Annotated in this window: 23 protein-coding genes; 5 read left to right on the top strand and 18 right to left on the bottom strand. The window is 73.2% G+C overall.

Going from position 1 to position 19,958, the window contains the following annotated elements:
* From VK611_20955 to VK611_20920, 8 genes are all read right to left on the bottom strand, one after another.
* Complete coding sequence (locus VK611_20955) at positions 1-867, bottom strand: hypothetical protein (protein ID HMG43815.1); 867 nt, start codon at positions 865-867, stop codon at positions 1-3.
* 146 nt (positions 868-1,013) lie between these two features.
* Complete coding sequence (locus tag VK611_20950) at positions 1,014-1,805, bottom strand: SAF domain-containing protein (GenBank protein HMG43814.1); 792 nt, start codon at positions 1,803-1,805, stop codon at positions 1,014-1,016.
* Positions 1,806-1,818: 13 nt separating this feature from the next.
* Entirely contained in the window at positions 1,819-2,802 is a 984-nt protein-coding gene (locus tag VK611_20945) for a hypothetical protein (GenBank protein ID HMG43813.1), read from the bottom strand.
* Positions 2,799-3,431 (bottom strand): hypothetical protein, encoded by a 633-nt coding sequence (locus VK611_20940; protein HMG43812.1) that lies wholly within the window; start codon positions 3,429-3,431, stop codon positions 2,799-2,801. Before VK611_20940 ends, VK611_20945 begins: the two co-directional genes overlap by 4 nt.
* Positions 3,432-3,715: 284 nt before the next feature.
* Complete coding sequence (locus tag VK611_20935) at positions 3,716-4,663, bottom strand: hypothetical protein (GenBank protein HMG43811.1); 948 nt, start codon at positions 4,661-4,663, stop codon at positions 3,716-3,718.
* Positions 4,663-5,295, bottom strand: a complete 633-nt coding sequence (locus VK611_20930; protein ID HMG43810.1) for a hypothetical protein — start codon at positions 5,293-5,295, stop codon at positions 4,663-4,665. Before VK611_20930 ends, VK611_20935 begins: the two co-directional genes overlap by 1 nt.
* Before the next feature lie 160 nt (positions 5,296-5,455).
* The gene (locus VK611_20925; GenBank protein ID HMG43809.1) at positions 5,456-6,085 is read right to left on the bottom strand and encodes a hypothetical protein; all 630 of its coding nucleotides are present in this window, start codon (positions 6,083-6,085) and stop codon (positions 5,456-5,458) included.
* A 70-nt stretch (positions 6,086-6,155) separates the two neighbouring features.
* Complete coding sequence (locus VK611_20920; GenBank protein ID HMG43808.1) at positions 6,156-7,409, bottom strand: aminotransferase class I/II-fold pyridoxal phosphate-dependent enzyme; 1,254 nt, start codon at positions 7,407-7,409, stop codon at positions 6,156-6,158.
* Positions 7,410-7,470: 61 nt separating this feature from the next.
* On the opposite strand from VK611_20920, the gene VK611_20915 reads away from it, so the two are divergent.
* The gene (locus VK611_20915) at positions 7,471-8,334 is read left to right on the top strand and encodes a MurR/RpiR family transcriptional regulator (GenBank protein HMG43807.1); all 864 of its coding nucleotides are present in this window, start codon (positions 7,471-7,473) and stop codon (positions 8,332-8,334) included.
* A 1-nt stretch (position 8,335) separates the two neighbouring features.
* Here VK611_20915 and VK611_20910 read toward each other — a convergent pair whose 3' ends face one another.
* Together VK611_20910 and murF are read right to left on the bottom strand one after the other, a co-directional pair.
* Positions 8,336-8,920: a hypothetical protein gene (locus tag VK611_20910; GenBank protein HMG43806.1), complete on the bottom strand. Its 585-nt coding sequence runs from the start codon at positions 8,918-8,920 to the stop codon at positions 8,336-8,338.
* A 72-nt stretch (positions 8,921-8,992) separates the two neighbouring features.
* Positions 8,993-10,300, bottom strand: coding sequence for a UDP-N-acetylmuramoyl-tripeptide--D-alanyl-D-alanine ligase (murF, locus tag VK611_20905; GenBank protein HMG43805.1), 1,308 nt, complete (start codon positions 10,298-10,300; stop codon positions 8,993-8,995).
* Between the two features lie 33 nt (positions 10,301-10,333).
* On the opposite strand from murF, the gene VK611_20900 reads away from it, so the two are divergent.
* Positions 10,334-11,416 carry a D-alanine--D-alanine ligase family protein gene (locus VK611_20900; protein HMG43804.1) on the top strand — a complete coding sequence of 361 codons (1,083 nt, stop codon included), beginning with the start codon at positions 10,334-10,336 and terminating at the stop codon, positions 11,414-11,416.
* Between the two features lie 109 nt (positions 11,417-11,525).
* Positions 11,526-12,668, top strand: a complete 1,143-nt coding sequence (locus tag VK611_20895) for a nitronate monooxygenase family protein (GenBank protein ID HMG43803.1) — start codon at positions 11,526-11,528, stop codon at positions 12,666-12,668.
* A gap of 32 nt (positions 12,669-12,700) precedes the next feature.
* Here VK611_20895 and VK611_20890 read toward each other — a convergent pair whose 3' ends face one another.
* Positions 12,701-13,540: a hypothetical protein gene (locus VK611_20890; protein ID HMG43802.1), complete on the bottom strand. Its 840-nt coding sequence runs from the start codon at positions 13,538-13,540 to the stop codon at positions 12,701-12,703.
* Between the two features lie 52 nt (positions 13,541-13,592).
* Positions 13,593-14,750, bottom strand: a complete 1,158-nt coding sequence (locus tag VK611_20885; protein HMG43801.1) for an AI-2E family transporter — start codon at positions 14,748-14,750, stop codon at positions 13,593-13,595.
* 48 nt (positions 14,751-14,798) lie between these two features.
* Between VK611_20885 and VK611_20880 the strand changes: the two genes are divergently transcribed.
* Positions 14,799-15,953 (top strand): AI-2E family transporter, encoded by a 1,155-nt coding sequence (locus VK611_20880; protein ID HMG43800.1) that lies wholly within the window; start codon positions 14,799-14,801, stop codon positions 15,951-15,953.
* Positions 15,954-15,970: 17 nt separating this feature from the next.
* Here the strand turns inward: VK611_20880 and VK611_20875 are convergent, their stop codons facing one another.
* From VK611_20875 to VK611_20860, 4 genes are all read right to left on the bottom strand, one after another.
* Positions 15,971-16,426, bottom strand: a complete 456-nt coding sequence (locus tag VK611_20875; GenBank protein ID HMG43799.1) for a hypothetical protein — start codon at positions 16,424-16,426, stop codon at positions 15,971-15,973.
* A gap of 32 nt (positions 16,427-16,458) precedes the next feature.
* Complete coding sequence (locus tag VK611_20870) at positions 16,459-16,881, bottom strand: PIN domain-containing protein (protein HMG43798.1); 423 nt, start codon at positions 16,879-16,881, stop codon at positions 16,459-16,461.
* Entirely contained in the window at positions 16,874-17,104 is a 231-nt protein-coding gene (locus VK611_20865) for a hypothetical protein (GenBank protein HMG43797.1), read from the bottom strand. Before VK611_20865 ends, VK611_20870 begins: the two co-directional genes overlap by 8 nt.
* Before the next feature lie 81 nt (positions 17,105-17,185).
* A complete protein-coding gene (locus VK611_20860) occupies positions 17,186-17,698 on the bottom strand; it encodes a MarR family transcriptional regulator (GenBank protein ID HMG43796.1) in 513 nt (170 codons plus the stop codon).
* 118 nt (positions 17,699-17,816) lie between these two features.
* Between VK611_20860 and VK611_20855 the strand changes: the two genes are divergently transcribed.
* Positions 17,817-18,137, top strand: a complete 321-nt coding sequence (locus VK611_20855; protein HMG43795.1) for a hypothetical protein — start codon at positions 17,817-17,819, stop codon at positions 18,135-18,137.
* Positions 18,138-18,210: 73 nt separating this feature from the next.
* Here VK611_20855 and VK611_20850 read toward each other — a convergent pair whose 3' ends face one another.
* Positions 18,211-18,939: an ABC transporter ATP-binding protein gene (locus VK611_20850; GenBank protein HMG43794.1), complete on the bottom strand. Its 729-nt coding sequence runs from the start codon at positions 18,937-18,939 to the stop codon at positions 18,211-18,213.
* The gene (locus VK611_20845; protein ID HMG43793.1) at positions 18,936-19,841 is read right to left on the bottom strand and encodes an ABC transporter permease; all 906 of its coding nucleotides are present in this window, start codon (positions 19,839-19,841) and stop codon (positions 18,936-18,938) included. Before VK611_20845 ends, VK611_20850 begins: the two co-directional genes overlap by 4 nt.
* Positions 19,842-19,958 lie beyond the last annotated feature (117 nt).

Genomic DNA, 19,958 nt, shown 5'->3' with positions numbered 1-19,958 from the left:
CTACACGACCTCCGGTCCGGTGATGCCGGGGTGACCGGGAGAGCCCGGGGGGCCGGCATAGCCGGGACGGGCGACACCAGGGCCGGGGCCGGAGCCGGGGAGGTGGGCGGGTGGTGCCGAGCCGTTCTGGCCGGCGGTCACCGGCATCGCGATCTCGAACAGGTTGCCCCACACCGCGGCCGCCGAGCGGGCCAGCAGGGTGCGCATCCAGGTGCGGCTCACGCCGTGGGCCCACAGGTTGGTGGCGCCGCGGGGGTCCCAGGCGATCGACCCGGCCAGCGGCAGGTCGAGGTGGTGGGCGACCTCCTCGGGCCGGTAGGGCTTGGCCCCGACCACCAGCGCCGCGGCCGGCCGCTTCGCGACCTCCCGCACCCGGTCGACGATGTGCCGGGTCGCCTCGACGCCGGCGACCGTGGGCCGCACGACCACCACCAGCACGTCGGCACCGAGCACCCGCCGGGCGGTGGTCTGGCTGGGCTCCCAGCGGCCGGCGTCGACGATCACGTCGAGCGCCGCGGTCCGCAGGGCCGGCACCCAGCGCTCGCTGATCGAGCCGATCACCGACTCGGCCACCGCCCCCGAGTTGGGCGCCAGCAGCGTGGCGACGCCGTGGGGCACCATCGTGGCGTTGTCGTCGACGGCCGCCGCCGACGTCGACCGCCGCAGCAGCGTGGCCGCGTCGACCAGCCCCACCACGGCGGGCTGGCCGGTGAGCACGGCGATCGACCCGCCCGAGGGGTCGAGCTCGGCGAGGATGGACCGCCCGCTGGTCGTGGCGACCGCCGCCAGCGCCGCGGCCGCGGTGGTGACCCCGGGCGACCCCTTCGCAGCGACGAGCACGTACGCGGGCATCAGGGCCGTGGCCATGGACGTTCGGCCGTCCACGGCGAGTCAGGGGCGCCGGTCGCAAGGACCGACGTCGAAGGAAGGCAGGCGCCTTTCGAGGCGGAGGACGCAGCGAGCGGCGTCATCTGGCCGTCGTGGTGGGCGCAAACGTTCATGGCCACGGCCCTTTAGTCCTGGCCCGGGACGCCGAGGGTGATGCGGCCGTCGCGGGCGGCGTCGCCCAGGGCGGTCGTGTTGTCGGCGTTGCGGACGATGAACTCGATCTGCCGCTTGCCGTCGTTCTCGTCCTCGTCGCCGACCGAGTAGAGCTCGGCGTCGACCTGGTCGACCGGCGGGTCGCTCTGCTGCTTGGGGATCACGTTGACGGTGATCTGGCGGCCCGGCACCAGGGCGCTGGGGCCGGCCTGCCCCCGGTCGACGACGCCGGTCACGATCGTGAAGCCCGCCGCCGGCGGCGACACGTCGTCGGCGAACAGCTGGGTGCCGGCCAGGAGCGTGCCCTCCCGCAGCTCCACCGCGGCGATGCGGCCCACCAGGTCGTCGGCCTGGCTCGCCTTGACCGTCTCCACCGACGGGTCGGCGGCGACGCGCACCGTGCGCAGGTCCTCGCGCGTCAGCTCCTGGTACATCGACACGTCGTTGGCCAGCGCCAGCACCTCCACCCGCTTGCCGGCCGACACGTAGACGGCGGCGAACACCCAGGCACCCAGCAGCGCCAGGGTGATGCCGGCGGCGAAGCGGCCCCAGCGGCGCCGGGTGGGCAGCCCGCCGGGCGACGTGGACACGGGCGCGGGCGTGCGGCGGCCCAGCCGTCGCGGCGGCGCGATCGTCGGTCGGCCCGCCGGTGGCCGGGCGGGCGTGGGCGCCGCCGGTGCGGGCCCGTACGGATCGCCACCCGGGCCCGGTCCGCCGGGCGGCGGCGGGGGAGGGGGCGGTGGCCTGTCGTCGAGTGAGCTCATCGTGTCCTCTCGCCTACTCGCCTGGCTCGGTCATCACGCCCTGTACCTCGTCCACGATCCGGTCGAAGGTGCCCACGCTCGGATCGGCCGTGAGGGCACCCTCCTGCCCGGGCTCGGACGACCCCCAGTTCACCACCCAACTGATGGTCACGTCACCGGCCCACGCGTCGGGGCGTCCGGCGGCCCCCGTCCGACGCCCGTAGACGTGGGCGCAGGCGCCGTCGACCTCGGCCTGCGCACGGGGGCCGGCGCCGCCCGGGTCGTAGGTCGTGCCGTCGTCGTCGCAGGCCACGGCGGGGGCGTCGGGCTCGCCGGGGTGGAGGGTCACGGTCGGGTCGACGGTGATCCACACGGTGATGCCGGCGAAGGTGGTGCGGTACTCGGTGGCCGGCTGGGGGTTGTCGATCGCCACGAAGGTGGGCACCTCGAGCGTGGAGCGGGTGCCCTCGTCGGGCGCGAGCACCGGTACCGGCGGCAGCAGGAGGCCCTGCACGTGCGCCCACAGGGGTTCGAGGATGTCGGTCGCCGTCGGCCCGGGCTCGGGGGGATCGTCCCCGCCCCAGCCCTGCTCGTACACCAACCAGTCGAAGTCGACGCCCATCTCGAAGCCGGTGCGCAGGAAGCAAGCGAAGACCCAGTAGGTGGTGGCCCCCTCGGGCTGGGGATCCGTGTCGTACACCCCGGGGGAGTTGTACACCTCCCACTCCTCCAGGGTCATCCACCCCTCGTTCGGGTCGTCGGGCGGCCCGCTGGGACACTCGGGACCGGGGCCGCCGTTGGGCACATCCCCGGGCGCCAGCGTGATGGGCACCACGACCCGGCCGCCGCCACCCCCGGCGTCGGCATCCGGGCACTGGGCCCCGTTCACCTGGTTGGGGCAGTCCTCGCTCTGCGTCGGGGCTGCGGGGGCCGCGGCGGCGGCGCCCGACCACAGGCCGAGCGACGTCGTCGACAGCAGGATCGCCACCAGGGCGGGATGGATGGATCGCGCTCTCATGGTCCCTGGTCTCCCTCGGTGCAGCCCTGGAGGCCGGGGGGCGTCTCCAGCGTGTCGAGCAGCCAGCGGCCGTCGACGCGCACGGCGGTGCCCTGGCCCGGCAGCAGCACGGGTTCGTCGGTGCGGTCGGTCTCGTCGTCGCCCTCGTAGCGGACGTAGCGCTGGACGGTGCAGTGGGCGAAGCGGACCCCGTCGTCGCCCACCTGTTGCACGCCGCCGTCGAGGTAGGTGAAGTTCAGCGGGTGCTCCGACGACGCCGGCTCCAGCCGCACGTCGTCGGCGGCCAGCTGCTCCCAGCCGTCGAGCGAGGCCCGGGCGAAGGCGTTCTCGGCGGAGAACAGGGCGAGGAACCGGTCGTCCACGTCGTCGCCGGGGGAGTCGAGGGCCGCCGGGTCGGCGACGATCTCCTCCACCAGCTCGTCGTAGCTGGCCAGCAGGTCGACGACGTGGGGGTACACCTCGTCGAGGCGCTCCGCCGGCGGATGGGTCTCGCTCGGGGTGTCGGCACCGGCGTCGAGCTCCACGCCCGCCACCTCCCCGTCGTCGCCGTCGCCGCGGGAGTCGTCGTCGGAGCTGCACCCGGCGACGAGCGACAGCGTGACGACCAGCGCCATCCCCGTCTCCGTCACCCTCCGTCCGCTCGCCGCGCTCACTGTCGCACTCCCAATAGCCGAGCCGAGGCCCGCGGCCTCGCCCCACCCCTCGTGCGGCGACACCTCGGGTCCTGGCGTTCCCGTTGTTCTCAGGGTCCCGATGGCGTTAGCGCGGACAGCACCACCGGAAGCATCAACTGTAGTGAACTTACTTGTGGTACGTCTAGTAACAGTCGAAGGACGTTACGAGGTATTTGTACGCCATTCCGAACGGGTTCACACGTCGCCTTACAGGTTCATCACACGTCGGGACAGGTTCGTCACCCGTCGATGACGCTCTGCACCTCCTCCACCTCGCGAGGTAGCGCCGCCGCCAGCGGGATGTCCGCCAGCACGCCCGTCTGGCCGCCGCCCGCGGTCTGCGCCCAGGAGACGGACCAGGTGACGGTCACCTCGCCCTCCCAGGCGGTCGGCCGACCCGCCACACCGGTCCGCAGGCCGTAGACGTGGGCGCAGGCGCCCTCCGCGTCGGCCTGCTCCCGGGGGCTCGGCCCCTCGGGGTCGAAGCGGGTGCCGCCCGGCTCGCAGGCGACGGCCGCGCCGCCGTCGCCGGGGTCGAACGTCAGCGCCGGGGCGGCGGTGAGCGTCACGCAGATCGCGCCGGTCGGGTCGCAGCTCTCCCGGGTGAACCCCTCCTGCCAGTTGCTGACGGACACGAAGGTCGGGACGTCGATCAGTGAGGGGGTCCCCGCGGCGGGGTCGCTCACCAGGGCGGGATCGAGCAGCTCACCGCGGACGTCCGCCAGCAGGTCGCCGGCCACCTCCTGCGGCGACGGGAGCGGCACCTCGCCCGGCTCGAGCCATTGCGGGATGTAGGGCCCGTACTGGGGGTTGCCGTTGATGTACTGGACGCACTGGTACGCCTTGATGTCGGGACTGGCGCCTTCCGGCTTGCCCCAGGGCTCCGACCCCGGGTTCACCTGCTCCCAGGGGTTGCACACCAGGTAGTTGTCCGGGTCGAAGCCGCCGCCGCCCCCGTCGCCGTCGTCGCCCGGTGTGGTGGGCCCCGTGGTGGTGCTGCCGCCTTGGCAGATCGTCACGCTGACCATCTTCCCCGTCACGCGGCTGCGCACGGCCGTCGTCACCGGCGTCTGGCCGGGCGGGCACGCCGCGGACGGTGCGGCCGTGGCCGTGGCCGTGGCCAGCGGCAGGCCCAGCAACAGCACCAGGCCCACGGCGGCGATCGAGAGGCGTCGTCCCTTGCGCATCATGCGTCCTCCGTGTCCGTGCCGTCGGTGCGGCACCCTGTCTCCGTCCCCAGGAGCTCCAGCTCCCGCAGACGCCACTGGCCATCGATGCGGACGGCCACACCCCTGCCCGGTTGGTCGGTGAGTCGAACGTCCTCCACGGGATCGCCCTGCGCGTCGTGCACGCTGTAGTGATGCTCGTCACAGGTCGGGAAAGTGACCTCGTCGTCGGACACGGCCTCGATCTCGCCGTCGAGCCACGAGGCGATCGCCGGCTCGCCCGCCTCGGACGGCTCGACCGTCAGCCCCTCCTCGGCGTTGGCCCGCCAGCCCGCGAGCGTCTGCTCGGCCGCGTCGCTGTCGGGCTCGAAGATGTCGAGGTACTCCTCGACCGTGGGGTTCGACGGGTCCTGCGCCGCCGGCTGGTCGGCGAGGATGTCGTTGACCGTCGTCTCGTACCGGGCCAGCAGGTCCTCGACGTAGGGCTGCACCGCGGCGCCGTCGGATCCGGGCGGCTCCGTGGACGTCGGGTCGAGCTGCACGCCCTCGACCCCGTCGCCCGAGCCGGTGCTGGCGTCGTCGTCCGACCCCGACGAGCACGCGCCGACAGCCAGCAGCGAGACGGCCAGAACAGCTGTGTGTCGCCATGTCACGGCGGTGTGCACGGTCGGCGCTCCTCTCTGTCCGGGCAGGGTGCTGGTTCTGACACAAGAAGTCACCGCTCCCCAATAGCGCTTACGGCCCTCGCGTTTGTCCAGCGAAACACCATCGATTTCACCACCGATTCACCGAGTGAGGGGGTCGGCCCCGTGGCTACAGCGCCAGCTCGACGTCGACGAGCGTCGTGTACCACCCGCTGTCCGTGAAGGCGTCACTGCTCTCCTCGCCCACGTAGATGTCGAGATGCTTCGCCCCGCCGGTGCCCGTCGGGAGCGGCTCGCCGACCAGCCAGCGGGCGTCGGAGATGCGGTCGCACACCTCGTCGGCCACCTCGGTGCCCTCGGCCGCCTGCCCGCAGTCTTCCACCCGGAAGTGGGTGCCGCTCCGGAGCACGTCGGGCTCGGCTCCGACGCTCACGAACGGGCGCAGCACGCCGCCCGCGGCGTCGCGGGGCGCGGTGTCGAGCCAGAACCCCCGCTCGGCCGACCAGTTGAGCACCAGCCCGGCGTGGTCGCCGCTGGTGAGGCGACCGTTGCCCTCCAGCTCCACGGCGTCGACGAAGTCGCCCGGGTAGCGGCCGAGGACGTCGTCGCCCCGCTCGCAGCCGACCGCCTGCCGGCACCCCACCACCCGCCGCGTCGGCCCCTCGTGGTAGCGCTCGACCGGCGTGTAGTACACGGTCAGCTGCCAGCCGGTCTCCGCCGGGTCGGCCCCGTCGCCACCGCCGCAGCCGGCGAGGCTCGCCGCCAGCAGCACCGCTCCGACCACCCACCGCGCCCGCACGACCTTGACGTTAGGGAACGAACCTGCCCCCGCCGTCCCGCGCAGTAGGCGAGGGCAGGTTCGGCTGGGGTCACGCCGCCGACGTGAGGGTCTGCAGCGTCGTGCGCAGCCGGGTCAGCGCACCGTCGATCCAGGGCAGCGCCAGCGGGTCGGGCGCCCGCAGCGCGGCCCAGCGCTCCTCGTCGCTGCGGCCGTAGAGCAGGCTGGTCGCCGCCCGGAAGCGCAGCGCCTCGGGCGCGTCGCCGAACGCCTCGCCCGGCAGGACGCCCACGCCGTGGTGCTCCATCAGGTGGCGGGCCAGCTCGCCGCCGCTGCTGATCCCCACCCGGGCCAGCACCTCGCGCTGCGTGCCCAGGTCGGGGTACACGTAGAACCCTGCCTGCGGCGCCCGGCAGCTCGCCCCGGCGGCGACGAGCTCCCGGTGCACGGCGGTGGCGACGGTCTGGTGCAGCGCCCGGCTGGCGGCCACGTGGGCGACGACCTCGGCGGGCTCGTCGAACACGTAGGCGGCGACCTCCAGCATTGGCTGGGCCACGCTGGTCCACAGCTCGCTGGCCAGGCCGATCACCTCCTGCTTCACCCGGTCGCCCAGCGCGCTGTCGGGCATGCGGGCGCAGCCGATCCGCCAGCCGCCCAGCGCCATGTTCTTGCTGAGGCCGGTGGTGACGAAGCAGCGCCCGGGGGCGTAGGCCGCCGGGCTGAGGAAGTCGTCGGGCTGGTAGCAGAGGTCGCGGTAGATCTCGTCGGACACGACGGCGAGGTCGTGCTCCTCGGCGACCGCGCACACCCGGGCCAGCAGCTCGGCGCCGGCGACGGTGCTCGTCGGGTTGTCGGGCACGGTGAGCAGCAGGATGCCGGGCGTCCGGCCCTGCCTCCGGGCCCGGCGGAGGGCGTCGTCCAGCAGGTCGGGGTCGGGCACGCCGCCCGACGACTCCGGCGCCGGAACCCGCAGCACCCGCTTGCCGGCCAGGGTGGCCTGGGGCTCGTAGCTGACCCACGAGGGGCCGGGCAGCACGACGTCGCCGGGCAGGCAGGCGATCAGCGCGTAGAGGAGCGGCTTGCTGCCGGGGCCGTACACCAGCTGGTCGCCGTCGGTGGGCAGGCCGCGGCGGGTGAAGTAGCCGGCGGCGGCCCAGCGGGCGGGCGACGAGCCGGCGACGGGGGCGTAGTGGTTGCGCCGCACGGCCCCGGCCAGGCGACGGGCGACCTCGGGCAGCACCGGGAGGCCCGCCTCGCCGAAGCCGAGGTGCAGCACGGACTCGCCCGCGGCGTGCCGGGCCTGGAGCTGCTCGTTGATGGCCAAGGTCGCTGATTGGGAGACCATGCCCGCAACTATGGCATTTTCATTCAGGAATGCAAGTGGAGTTGCAGATAGAGTGGCGGGCATGGGACCGGACAGCTACGAGGCACTCGTCGCGCTGCTGCACGAGCGCCTGCCCGACCTCAGCCGCTCGCACCGGCTGCTCGCCGACCGGGTGCTCGCCGACCCCGAGGGCATCGCCTTCATGACCATCGGCGACCTGGCGGGCGCGGTCGACGTCAACGAGTCGACCGTGGTGCGCTTCGCCACCGGGCTCGGCCTCAAGGGCTACCCGGGGCTCACCCGGCTGTGTCGCGACAAGCTCAGCGAGGAGGCCCAGCTGCTGCGGCGCTTCACCAACGCCGAGCAGCAGCGCCACGCCGGCGACGACCCGCTGGAGCAGGCCGCCGCCTTCGACCAGGCCAACGTCGCCCGCACCCTGGCGCGCATCGATCCCGACACCTGGTCGGCCACGGTCGAGGCGCTGGCGGGGGCGCCGCGGGTGCACGTGCTGGGCCTGCGCAAGGTCCACTCCGTGGCGTTCCTGCTGTCGTACCTGCTGGGGATGGTGCGCGACGACGTCGAGCTGCTCAGCCCCGCCACCGGCACCCTGGTGGAGGGCCTGCGCCGGGTCCGGCCGGGCGACTGCTTCGTCGCCGTCTCCATCCACCGCTACATCCGTGAGACCGTCCAGGGCTTCCGCTGGGCCAGGGACGCCGGTGCCACCACGATCGCGCTGACCGACAACGCCGGCTCCCCGCTGGTGCCCGACGCCGACCACACCTTCTACGTCGACACCGCCGGCGTGGCGGTGCTCCGCTCCCTCACCGGGTTCGTGACGCTGGTCCAGGCGCTGGCCAACGGGGTCGCCGCCGAGCGGGGCGACGCGGCCCGCGCCACCCTCGGCGTCGAGGAGTCCCTGCTCGACGAGTTCGGCGTCTACGAGTAGCTCAGCCGAGCAGGATCGCGACGACCCACCCGACGGCCAGCCCGGGCCCGAACGGGAGGTGCTTGGGCCCGCGGCCGACGAGCCGCAGCACCACGACCGCCAAACCCGTCACGACGAAGGCGCCCCACACGACCAGCAGCAGGCCCTCGGCGCCGGCGACCATCGCGGTCACGGTGGCGGCGGCGAGGCGCACGTCGCCGAAGCCGACGGCCCGGGCCAGCCACAGCACCGTGCACCCGGCCACCAGGAGCGCCGCGAACAGCACCGGTCCGACCAGCAGCTCGCCCCACTCACCGCGGTCGGCGGCGTAGGCGCCCAGCGCGACCAACGACACCGCGGTGGCGGCGTGGGCCACGAGCGTCGGGACGCGACCCTCCACGACGTCGACCAGGGCGGCGGCCACGATCCCACCGGCGGCGAGGCCGGGCGCCGCGGGCACCGGGCTCGCCGCCTGGGTCAGCGCCGAGGCCGCCCCCGCCAGCAGCCCGCCGAGCCACCACAGCCGCCGCCCCCCGTCGGTGTGCGCCGTCGTCCGCACCCCGATGGCGGCCACCGCCGCCGCGAGCACCGCCACCACGACCGTCATGGCAAATTGCGTCCGAAAACCCGCATGGAGCGGGCCGACCGACGCAATTTGCCGGAGGACGGCACGGTCACGTCACGTCAACCGGGCCGCGAGGCGCTCCAACTCGGCGACCCGGCTGGCCTTCACCAGCACGGCGACGCCCTCCCCGAGTGGGCCGAGGGCGGCGACGGCGGCGTCGAGGTCGTCGCCGTCGACCAGCACGCCGCCGTAGGCCGGGACGCCCACGCTCACCACCTCGATGCCCAGGTCGCGGGCCAGCTCGCCGATGCCGACGTGCTCGGCGTCGCTGGTGGCGCCGATCTCGGCCATCACCCCGAGCACGGCGACCCGGCGGGTGGCCGGCAGGGCGGCCAGGGCCTGCAGGGCGGCGGCCATCGAGGTGGGGTTGGCGTTGTAGGCGTCGTTGACCAGCACCGCCCCCGACGTCAGCCGCACCACCTCCATCCGCCACGGGGAGAGCTCGGCGGCGGCCAGCGCCTCCGGCAGCGCCTCGACGGGGACGTCGCACGCCAGCGCCGCGGCCCCGGCGGCCAGGGCGTTCTCCACCATGTGGACGCCGCGGACGTTCAGCTGCACGTCCGCGGAGCCCCAGGGGGAGCGCAGCGTGAAGCGGGCGCGCAGGTCGTCGTCGACGGTGACGTGGTCGGCGTGGACGTCGCCGCCGGCGCCGAACGTGAGCGCCCGGGCGCGGGTGCGTGCCGCCATCGCCGCCACCCGGGGGTCGGCGGCGTTGAGCACCGCGGTGCCGTGCGCCGGCAGCGCCTCCACCAGCTCGGCCTTGGCGGCGGCCACGTCGTCGATCGTGCCGAAGACCTCGGTGTGCACCGCGGCCACCCTGGTCACCACGCCGACCGTCGGCAGGGCCAGGTCGCACAGCGCCTTGACGTGCCCCCGGTCGCGGGCGCCCATCTCCACCACCAGCGCCTCGGTGCCCTCGGGGGCGTTGAAGAGCGTGAGCGGCACACCCAGCTCGTTGTTGAACGACTTGACGCTGGCCGACGTGCGCCACCGGGCCGCGAGGGCCGCGGCCAGCAGGTCCTTCACCGAGGTCTTGCCGACCGACCCGGTGACCCCGACGACGTGGGCGTCGGCACCGAGGTGGTCGCGGGCGTGGCGGCCCAGGTGCGCCAGGGCGACGGCGGTGTCGTCCACCACCACGGCGCTGCCCCCGACCAGCTCCCGGCTGGTGAGGTAGCCCGCCGCGCCGGCGGCCAGCGCTGCGCCGACGAAGTCGTGCCCGTCGCGCTCGGCCACCACCGGCACGAACAGCTGGCCCGGCGTGATCGACCGGGAGTCGATCGTGGCCCCCGACACCTGCAGGTCGGGCCCGTCGAGACGGCCACCGGTCGCCGCCGCCACGTCGCTCAGCTTCAGGTCCACAGCGCCCGATGATGGCACCTACGCTCACTGGCCATGACCAGCAGCGATCGTGTCCGCCTCGTCGTGCTCTTCGGGGGCCAGTCAGCCGAGCACGAGGTGTCGTGCACGACGGCGGCCCACGTCCTGCAGGCGGCCGACCCCGAGCGCTACGAGCTCGTGCCGATCGGCATCACCCGCGAGGGCACCTGGGTGCAGTCCGACGACGCCGTCGCCGCCCTGGCCCACGGCGTCGCCGAGTTCCCCGGCCGGGTGACGGCCGCCGGGACCGCGGTGGAGCCCCTGCCCACGGTCACCCCGGCGAGCACCGACGACCTGCCCGTCGTGGTCCTGCCGCTGCTGCACGGCCCCCACGGCGAGGACGGCACGGTGCAGGGGATGCTGGAGCTGGCCGGCGTGCCCTACGTGGGCAGCGGGGTGCTGGCGTCGGCCCTGTGCATGGACAAGCTGAAGGCCAAGGAGATCGCCGCCGCCAACGGCATCCCGCAGACCCCCTGGCTGGGCCTGCGCGACACCGAGCTGGCCGACGGGCCCGCCGCGGTCGAGGCCGAGGGCCTGCGCTACCCGCTGTTCGTGAAGCCCGCCAACCTGGGCTCCTCGGTGGGCATCACCAAGGTCGTCACCCCCGACGCCCTGGCCCCGGCCCTGGCGCTGGCCGCCGAGTACGACGAGTGGCTGGTGGTGGAGCAGGGCGTGGTCGACGGCCGCGAGATCGAGGTGGCGGTGCTGGGCAACGAGGCGCCGCGGGCGTCGCTGCCGGGCGAGATCGTGCCGGGCAACGACTTCTACGACTACGACGACAAGTACGTCGACGGCACCACCGAGCTCCGCATCCCGGCGCCGCTCGGCGACGAGCTCACCGCCGAGGTGCAGCGCCTGGCCGTCGAGTCGTACCTGGCGCTGCGCTGCGACGGGATGGCCCGGGTCGACTTCTTCCACCAGCAGGGCACCGGCTTCCTCCTCAACGAGATCAACACCATCCCCGGCTTCACCCCCATCTCGATGTACCCGAAGATGTGGGAGGCGTCGGGCCTGGCCTACCCCGACCTGATCGACGAGCTGGTGCGCCTGGCCGTCGACCGCCACGACCGCCGCTCCCGCTTCTCCACCAAGCGCTGAACCGAAATCTCGACAGAGATGGCCCTCTGGCCACCGTCTCTGTCGAGATTTCGGTGGGGGAGTCCCCAAGAGTGGAACGTGTTCTAATTTTGTGGTTCGCTGGTAGGCGATGCGCACCGAGATCTGCGACCGCCTCGGGATCGAGTTCCCGATCTTCGCCTTCAGCCACTGCCGCGACGTCGTCGCCGCGGTGACCAACGCCGGAGGCCTGGGCGTCCTCGGCGCCGTCGCCTTCGACGGCGACCAGCTCGAGGTCGAGCTCAAGTGGCTCGACGACCACGTGGGCGACAAGCCCTACGGCGTCGACCTCGTCATCCCCTCCAAGTACGAGGGCATGGACCTCGACGACATGTCGCCCGCCGACCTCGAGGCCGAGCTGCGCAAGCACGTGCCCGACGGCCACCGCGACTTCGCCGCCAAGATCCTCGCCGACCACGGCGTCCCCGAGATGCCGCCCGAGGACGTCCACGACCGCCAGCTCCTCGGCTGGACCAGCGTCACCGCCGGCCCCCAGGTCGAGGTGATCCTCCAGCACGACAAGGCCCGGCTCGTCGCCAACGCCCTGGGCACCCCACCCGCCGAGGTCGTCGCCGAGATCCAGTCGACGGACCGCCTCATCGGCGCCCTGTGCGGCTCGGTGCGCCACGCCCTCAAGCACAAGGACGCCGGGCTCGACTTCGTCGTCTGCCAGGGCACCGAGGGTGGTGGGCACACCGGCGAGGTGTCGTCGCTGGTGCTGTGGCCCCAGGTGATCGACGCCCTCGGAGGTGGCGGCCCCGGCAGCCTGCCGGTGCTGGCCGCCGGCGGCGTCGGCAACGGGCGCCAGGTCGCCTCGGCCATGGCCATGGGGGCCGCGGGCGTGTGGACCGGCTCGCTGTGGCTCACGGTGGAGGAGGCCGACGTGCCCCCCGCCCAGATGGAGACCTACATCGCCGCCACCAGCCACGACACCGTGCGCTCACGGTCGTTCACCGGCAAGCCCGCCCGCATGCTGCGCAACGACTGGACGGAGGCCTGGGAGCGGGAGGACTCGCCCGAGCCGCTGCCCATGCCGCTGCAGATGATGGTGGCGCTCGAGGCCGTCCAGCGGGGCCACCGCTACCCGGAGGCCGCCAAGGACGTGAACTTCAACCCGGTCGGCCAGGTCGTCGGTCAGCTCGAGAAGGTGGAGCGGGCCGGGCAGGTCGTCCAGCGCCTGGTCGAGGAGTACGTCGACGCCTGCGAGCGCCTCAACCGCCTCAACGGCGGCTGAGGCACCCGCTCGGGCGTCGGTCGCTCGGTCGCTCAGCCCGCCGCCGTGGTGGTGGTGGTGAGGCTCTGGGCGCAGCCGCTCATCACGCTCTGCAGCTCGGCCGTCAGCGGTGAGTCCTGCAGCGCCGCCTGGTCGCCGCCCGAGGTGAAGGCCAGCTCCCAGAAGTCGTGGATGAACTGGTCGTCCACGCCCTCGCTCAGGCACTCGGGCACGCCCGCCGGCACCGACGGGTCCGACCCGATCACCGCCACGAAGGCGCCCCGCAGGTCGATGCAGTCGCCGAACCAGTCGAGCAGCGCCGCGCCCTGCTCGGCGTCCGGCACGTAGGCGTCACCCTGGGCGATGGCGCCGCCGATGAAGCCCTCGATGGCGGCGGGGTCCTTGTCGGCGAGGCACTCCTCGTCGACGTCGACGTCGCCGGCCTCACCGGTGAAGCCCTCGGTGAAGCCCTGGGCCACCCCGTCGGCGACGGCCTGCCGGGACTCGGGGGCGCAGTCGACGATGCCCTGGTAGACCTCCAGGCCCTGGTCGTCGGTCAGCTCGATGCCCCAGTCGGCGTGGTCGGCGCTCGGCTCGGCCTCGATCTCCGCCGGCGTCACCTTGTCCGCCAGCTCGTCGACGCCGATCGTGTCGACGTAGGCCGCACCGACGCACTGGGCGTCCTCGTCGGACAGGTCGCCGAACGGGCTCTCCCCGTCGCCCTCGTCGCTGGTCACCGACACGGCGATGGCGTCGGCGTACTCCTCCCGGGTGCCGCCGCCGTCGTCGCTACTGCTGCTGCTGTCGCTCGACGCATCGTCGTCGTCGTCACCGCCGCACGCGCTCGCCACGAGCACCAGCGCGAGGCACGCGCTGCTCACGATCTTCCTCATCTCCGCCTTGGCTCCTTCTCCGCCCGCCGTGGGGACCGGAACCCTAACGGTCTCAGAGGGGGGTCGGAGCCTCACCCTCCGCGGTGTCACCGTGGTGGACCCGGCGCTCCCACACCCGGCGCAGCGGCGTGTGGGACTCGGGTGTGCGGCCCCAGCGCAGCTCCAGGTAGAGCGACTTGCCGGCGCCGGCCAGCGGGGTCGCCACCAGAGCGCCGGGGATGCCCGCGGCGGCGCCGCCGACCAGGGCCGCCAGCATCGTGGCGGGCGGCGACAGGTCCACCGCCTGGCCGACGACCGTCGGCTGGATGACGTGGTTCTCGATGTTCATGTAGACGAGGTAGAGCGCCAGGCAGATCAGGCCGGTGGTGAGCCCCTGGGTCATCGCCAGGATCACGAAGAAGCCGCCGCCGAGCAGCCCGCCGATCTGGGGGATCAGGTTCACCACCAGCATCCACAGCGCCGCGGCCGGGGCGAGCGGCACCTGGAACGCCAGGCCCACGGCGAGGATGAAGATGGCCGCCAGGCTCGCCACCAGCAGTGAACCGGCGAAGTAGGCGCCGAGCGTGCGGTAGAAGGTGCGGCCCACGCGGACGGCCGCGGGCTCGACGCCGGCCGGCAGCGCGGAGCGCAGCCGCTGCACCAGGCGGTCGCCGTCCACCAGCGTCGCCAGGCCCACGACCACCACCATCAGCGCCGCCAGCACGCCGTCGAGCACCGAGCGGGCCATGTTGGTGATGGAGTCGGTGTCGACGCGGGCGGGCAGGTCGGCGGCCCACTCCCGCACCTCGGTGGCGGCGTCGCGCTCCTCCAGCCAGCTGCCGACGACGGGGAAGTCGTAGGCGCTCTCGACGGTCTCGGGCAGCTCCCGGCCGAACTCCTCGGCCTGCTCCACGGCGGGCGGTCCGAGGACGAACACCAGGAGGGCGAACAGCGCCCCGACCGCCAGCGACACGATCGCCACCGCGGTGGGGCGGGTGCAGCCCAGCCGGTGGCGGAGGCGCACCACGATCGGGTCGAGGGCGAAGGCGAGCAGGAACCCGACGCCCACCCGCGTCAAGCTGTCGGGGATGTTGCGGACCAGGCCCACCAGCACGAAGGCCACGAACAGCCCGCCGGCGATCCACGCCCCCGACCGCCAGTCGAGGTGGGCCACCTGCACCACCTGCGGCTCCGCCACCGGCACATCAGGACGATCGCCAGCACCCGGCACGTCACTAGTGTACGCCTCCATGCCCCGCCCCTCGGCTCCTCTCGTGTGATGAGCGAGGACGTCGGCACCGGGACGGTCGAGACGCCGGATGTGCAACCGATGACGTTGCCGGCGCCACCGCCGCCCGGTCCGCCGACGCCCGGCGTGGTGCGGATGACCATCGGCCCCGAGGTGGTGGCCATGGTCCTGGGGTCGATCGCCGTGGGGGTCCTGGCCTTCGGCGTGGCGGTGGCGGCCCGACGGATCCTCGGCTGGGCGGTGGCGGCGGCGATCGTGGCGGCCCTGCTGGAGCCGTTCGTCGAGCGCCTCGACCGCTACCTGCCCCGGGTGGTCGCCATCCTCACCGGTCTGCTGCTGGTCGGGGTGGTGGCGGGCAGCGTGGCCACCGGCATCCTCGCCGACCTCGGCAACCAGTTCGACCGCCTCCGCGACGAGGCCCCCCGGGCCGCCGACGAGCTGGAGGACTCCGACCGCTTCGGGGAGCTGGCGCAGAACTTCCGCCTGGAGGAGCGGGTCGACACCGTGCTCGACCGGCTGCGCGACCCCACCAGCGGGGTGGCGTCCGAGAAGGCGGCCAGCGCCGCCGGCGCCTACCTGGTGGGGGCGGTGCTGACCGCCTTTCTCCTGTCGTCGGGCCCGAAGATGGGCGAGGCGGCGCTGCTGCAGGTGGCCGACGCGACCCAGCGCGAGCACCTCCGTCAGCTCGTCCGCACCGGCTTCGCCCGGGGGCGCACCTACGTGCTCTTCGGGCTGGCCAAGGCCGCGGTGGTCGGCTCCGTGGGTTGGGCGCTGTGCTACTGGCAGGACGTCCCCGCGCCCATCGTGCTGGGGGTCGCGGTGGCGGCGCTGAGCGTCGTGCCCGGCTTCGGCGTCCTGGTGGCCGGGATCTTCGCGGTGCTGCTGGAGGCCGGCCTGGGCACCGTCGAGGGCGTCATCTGGCTGGCCGTGGCCTTCGTCCTGCTGCAGGCCGCCGACGTGGTCTTCGTCCGGCGGATCGTGATCCCCCGCTCCCTGTCGGTCGGCCCCGCCGTGGTGGTGATCGCGGTGATCGTCGGCTTCGAGGTCTACGGCATCGGCGGCGCCCTCTTCGCCGCCGTCCTCGCCATCTTCGCCATCGCGATGCTCGACGCCGCCGGCGGCATCATCGAAGCCGCCGAGTCCCAACCTCCGTCCCAGCCCTCGACGACACCTCCCGACGCCTAGCCCCGAGGGGAGGGTTCTCAGGTCTGGTCGAGGGAGGCGAGGGCGGGGTCGACGAAGCCGGGCGGGCGGGTGAGCTCCTCGGAGCGGACCATCCCGAAGGGCCAGGTGGCGGAGCGGGTCGTGGTGCCCCGGGCCGCCGTGTGCTGCAGCACGGACACCTCGTCGCCCAGGTCGCAGAGCCGCAGGCACAGCATCAGCAGAGCGACCGGCGTCGGCTCGACGGCGAAGACGGTCCGTCGTGCCCCCCGCTTCGGCCCGGTGACCCGCAGTTCGGTGGCGACCACCTCGTGGGCGGCGAAGGCGCTGCGCAGCAGCTCGTTCACCTGCCCCGCCCCCTGGGTCACCGCGGCCCGACCCGCGGCGTTGATGTCGGCGACGTCGGCGTCGTCACCGGCGAGGAACCGACCCACCTCGTCCACCAACCACGCCGCCGGGCACACGTGCCCCAGCTCGTCCTCCTCGTCACCCGACATGAGTGTTAGGTAAACCTAACTACGGCCCCCTGTCAACCGCCGTCGAGACTCCCCGCCGGCGCCACCCACTCCGCCTCCAGCCCGGAGACCTCCGCGATCCGCTCGAAGTCCCGGTCGTAGTGCAGCACCGAGATCCCCGCCTGCAAGGCGCTGGCGGCGATCACGCAGTCGGCGAGACCCACCTGCCGGTGCTTGCCGGCCTCGGCGAGTGCCTCCATCAAGTCGAGCGCTCGGTCGAGGGTTGCCGTCGTGATGGGCACCTCCGCCAGTGCTCGGCGTTCCCTGATGGTCTCGCTGACGGCCCGTGCCCGTCGCGAGTAGACGTACTCCAGGTCGATCATCCGGCACGTCCAGAGCTTGCCGGCCAGAGCGAGGGCCTCGAGTCGTTCGGCGACGGCCGGTTGATGGCCGCGGGCGAGAACCGACGTGTCGACGAGTCGGCGGGGCTCAGCCATCGTCGGGCTCAAGTGGGAAGTCGGGCCTTCTGAGCGCCTTGAGCTCCTCCGGTGTCAGGTCGGACGGCTGGGTCTTGAGGCGTTCGATGTGCCGCATGACGAGGTCGTCGTTGGTGAGCTTCTTGAGGGCGACCTCGATGGTGCCCTTGATCGTCTTCTCGCCGGAGACGGCCCGCGCCCGTTCCAGCAGCTGGTCGTCGATGTCGACAAGGCGTTTCGTCACTACCGTCAAGATACACAATCCTCTCGACTGTATATACCGCTCGAAGGCAGAGTAACACAGGGAACAACGAGAGGGTGTGAGCTACTCCGGGAAATCGCCGGCGTCGACGCGGAGGTGGCGGAGCAGGTCGGTGATGCGGTCGAGGTCGCCGTCGGTGAGGTTCCCCATCCCGAGGGAGATCTCGCTGGTGGCCTCGGTGGCTGCCTCGACCACCTTGCGCCCCTCGTCGGTGATCTCGGCGAGGGTGGTCCGCCGGTCGGTCGGGTGCGACGCCCGCCGCACCAGGCCCTGGTCCTCGAGTCGGTCGATGATGTTGGTGACGCTCGTGGGGTGGAGCATCAGCCGGGACCCCATCTTGCCCATCGGCAGGGAACCGTTGCGGCTGAAGAACAGCAGCACCAGGGCCTCGTAGCGGGCGAAGGTCAGGTCGAGCGGCCGCAGCACGGCATCGACCCGGGCCAGCACGATCTGCTGGGCCCGCATGATCGACGTGACCGTGGCCATCGCCGACGCGCCCTTCCAGCCGTGAGACTCCCACTGCCGCCGGGCCTCGGCGATCGCGTCGAAGGGGAGCGGCCGGCTGTTGAGGCTCATTGCCCGCCAACACTAGACGCACGTCCAACGTTCGGGAACCCGTCGTTTGGGTGTTCGGGATGTTGAAGGTTCAACCCTCGGTAGCCAGAAACTAGGAGTTCCCACTAAGCTCCGCGATGTGGCCGGGGGAACACGATTCATCGAGGACGTCCTGGCGGGTGAGCGGCGGCCGCCCGCCGGGATCACCACTGTCGTGGAGGGCGGCACCCTGAGGAGCGACCTGCTCGACGAGCTGCGTGTGGCTGCGCGGCGACGTCGCGGGCTGGTCCTCGGAGTGACGGGCACGGGAGGCTCCGGCAAATCCTCCCTTGCCGACGAGCAGGTGCGCGGTCTTCGCCCCGACTTCGGGGCCGAGCTGCGCATCGCCGTCCTGGCAGTCGACCCCACCCGCCGGCGGGCGGGTGGGGCGCTGTCGGGACGACAACGGCGGGCTCCCTAGCGGTACGTGCGACGGTCGGGCCTGGCTCCCCCCGGGCCCGACCAGGGTCGCCGGATCGCCGACGTCGCTGGGGTCAGCCCGGTTCGGTGACGCCCAGCTCCGCCAGCAGGCGGGAGCGGAGGGCGGCGAACGCCGGGGCGCTGCGGAGGCGGGGGGCCGGGACGGCGACGGGTTCGTCGCAGCGGATGCGGCCGTCGGTGAGCACCAGCACCCGGTCGGCGAGCAGGATCGCCTCGTCGACGTCGTGGGTCACCAGCAGCACCGCCGGCCGGTAGCGGGCGCACAGCTCCTGCAGCAGCAGGTGCATCCGGATGCGGGTGAGGGCGTCGAGGGCGCCGAACGGTTCGTCGAGCAGGAGCAGCTCCGGCTCCCGCACCAGCGCCCGGGCCAGGGCCACCCGCTGGGCCTCGCCGCCCGACAGCGTCACCGGCCAGGCCCGGGCGTGGCCGCTCAGGCCCACCTCCTCCAGCATGGCGGGGCCTCGGCGGGCGGCCGCCGCCGAGAGCCCCACGGTCACGTTCGGCAGCGTCCGCACCCACGGCAGCAGCCGCGGCTCCTGGAACACCACCGAGCGCCGGGCGGGCACCTGCGCCGAGCCGGAGTAGTCGCCGTCGAGGCCGCCGAGGGCCCGCAGCAGCGTGCTCTTGCCCGACCCGCTGCGGCCCAGCAGGGCCACGAACTCGCCCGGGGCGATGGTCAGGTCGAGCCCGTCGAGCACGACCCGCCCGTCGAACTCCCGCCGCAGGCCCTGCACCTCTACGGCGGTCGAGGCCGTCGAGGCGGTGGTGGTCGAGGCCGTCACGAGCCCGTGAAGCCGCGGCGCCAGGCCAGCAGCGTGCGCTCGAGGAGGCGGACGATGGCGTCGGCGACGAAGCCGAGGAGCCCGTAGATCGACAGCGCCAGCAGGATGATGTCGATCCGGTAGGTGCTGCGGCCCAGCGTGAGCAGGTAGCCGAGGCCGCTGCGGGCGTTGATCTGCTCGGCGAAGATCAGGATCAGCCAGGCGCCCACCAGGGCGAAGCGCAGGCCTACCAGGAACCCGGGCACCGCGCCCGGCAGGATCACCCGCCGGGCCAGCCCCAGGCGCCCGAGCCCGAAGACCCGCCCCGCCTCCACCAACCGGTCGTCGATCCCCCGGATCGCCGCCAGCGTGTTGAGGTAGATGGGGAACGTGGTGCCGATGGCGATCAGCAGCACCTTGGGCTGCTCGCCGATGCCGAACCAGATCATGATCAGCGGCAGCATCCCGATGGTCGGCACCGACCGCAGCATCTGCAGCGTCGAGTCGAGCAGGTCGTCGCCCAGCCGGGACAGCCCGGAGACCGTGGCGAGCAGGACGCCGGCCGTGATGCCGAGAGCCAGCCCCTGCACCACCCGCCCCAGCGACGTGAGCAGGTGCTCCTGCAGCTCGCCGCTGGCGGTCAGGTCGCGGGCGGCGGCGAACACGTCGCCCGGCGGGGCCATCGTCCGCTCGCCCAGCACGCCGGTGGCGCACAGCACGTGCCACACCAGCAGCACCCCGAGCGGCCCGCCCAGCCGGCGCACCCCTCGGGGGATGAGGGGGCGCCGGCTGCGGGGGGCGAACGTGCGGGCTTCGGTGAGCGCCGGTGCGGCGACGTCGCCGGGAGCCCGGTCCCGGTCCTGGGCTCGGTCCCGATCCTTATCGACGAGATCGACCGTGGTGGGGGTGACGACGGCGGTCACGACTGGTCCACCCGCTCGACGATGCCGTTGTACTCCTCGATCACCCCGGGGTCGTAGACGACGGAGACATCGACCTCCTCGGTGAGGCCGATGTCTCCGCCGTCTACGACCCCGGGG

It is taken from the genome of Acidimicrobiales bacterium (genome assembly GCA_035316325.1).
Classification (GTDB): Bacteria; Actinomycetota; Acidimicrobiia; order Acidimicrobiales; family VFJN01; genus DASXTK01.
This window is presented reverse-complemented; position numbering and strand designations above follow the sequence as displayed.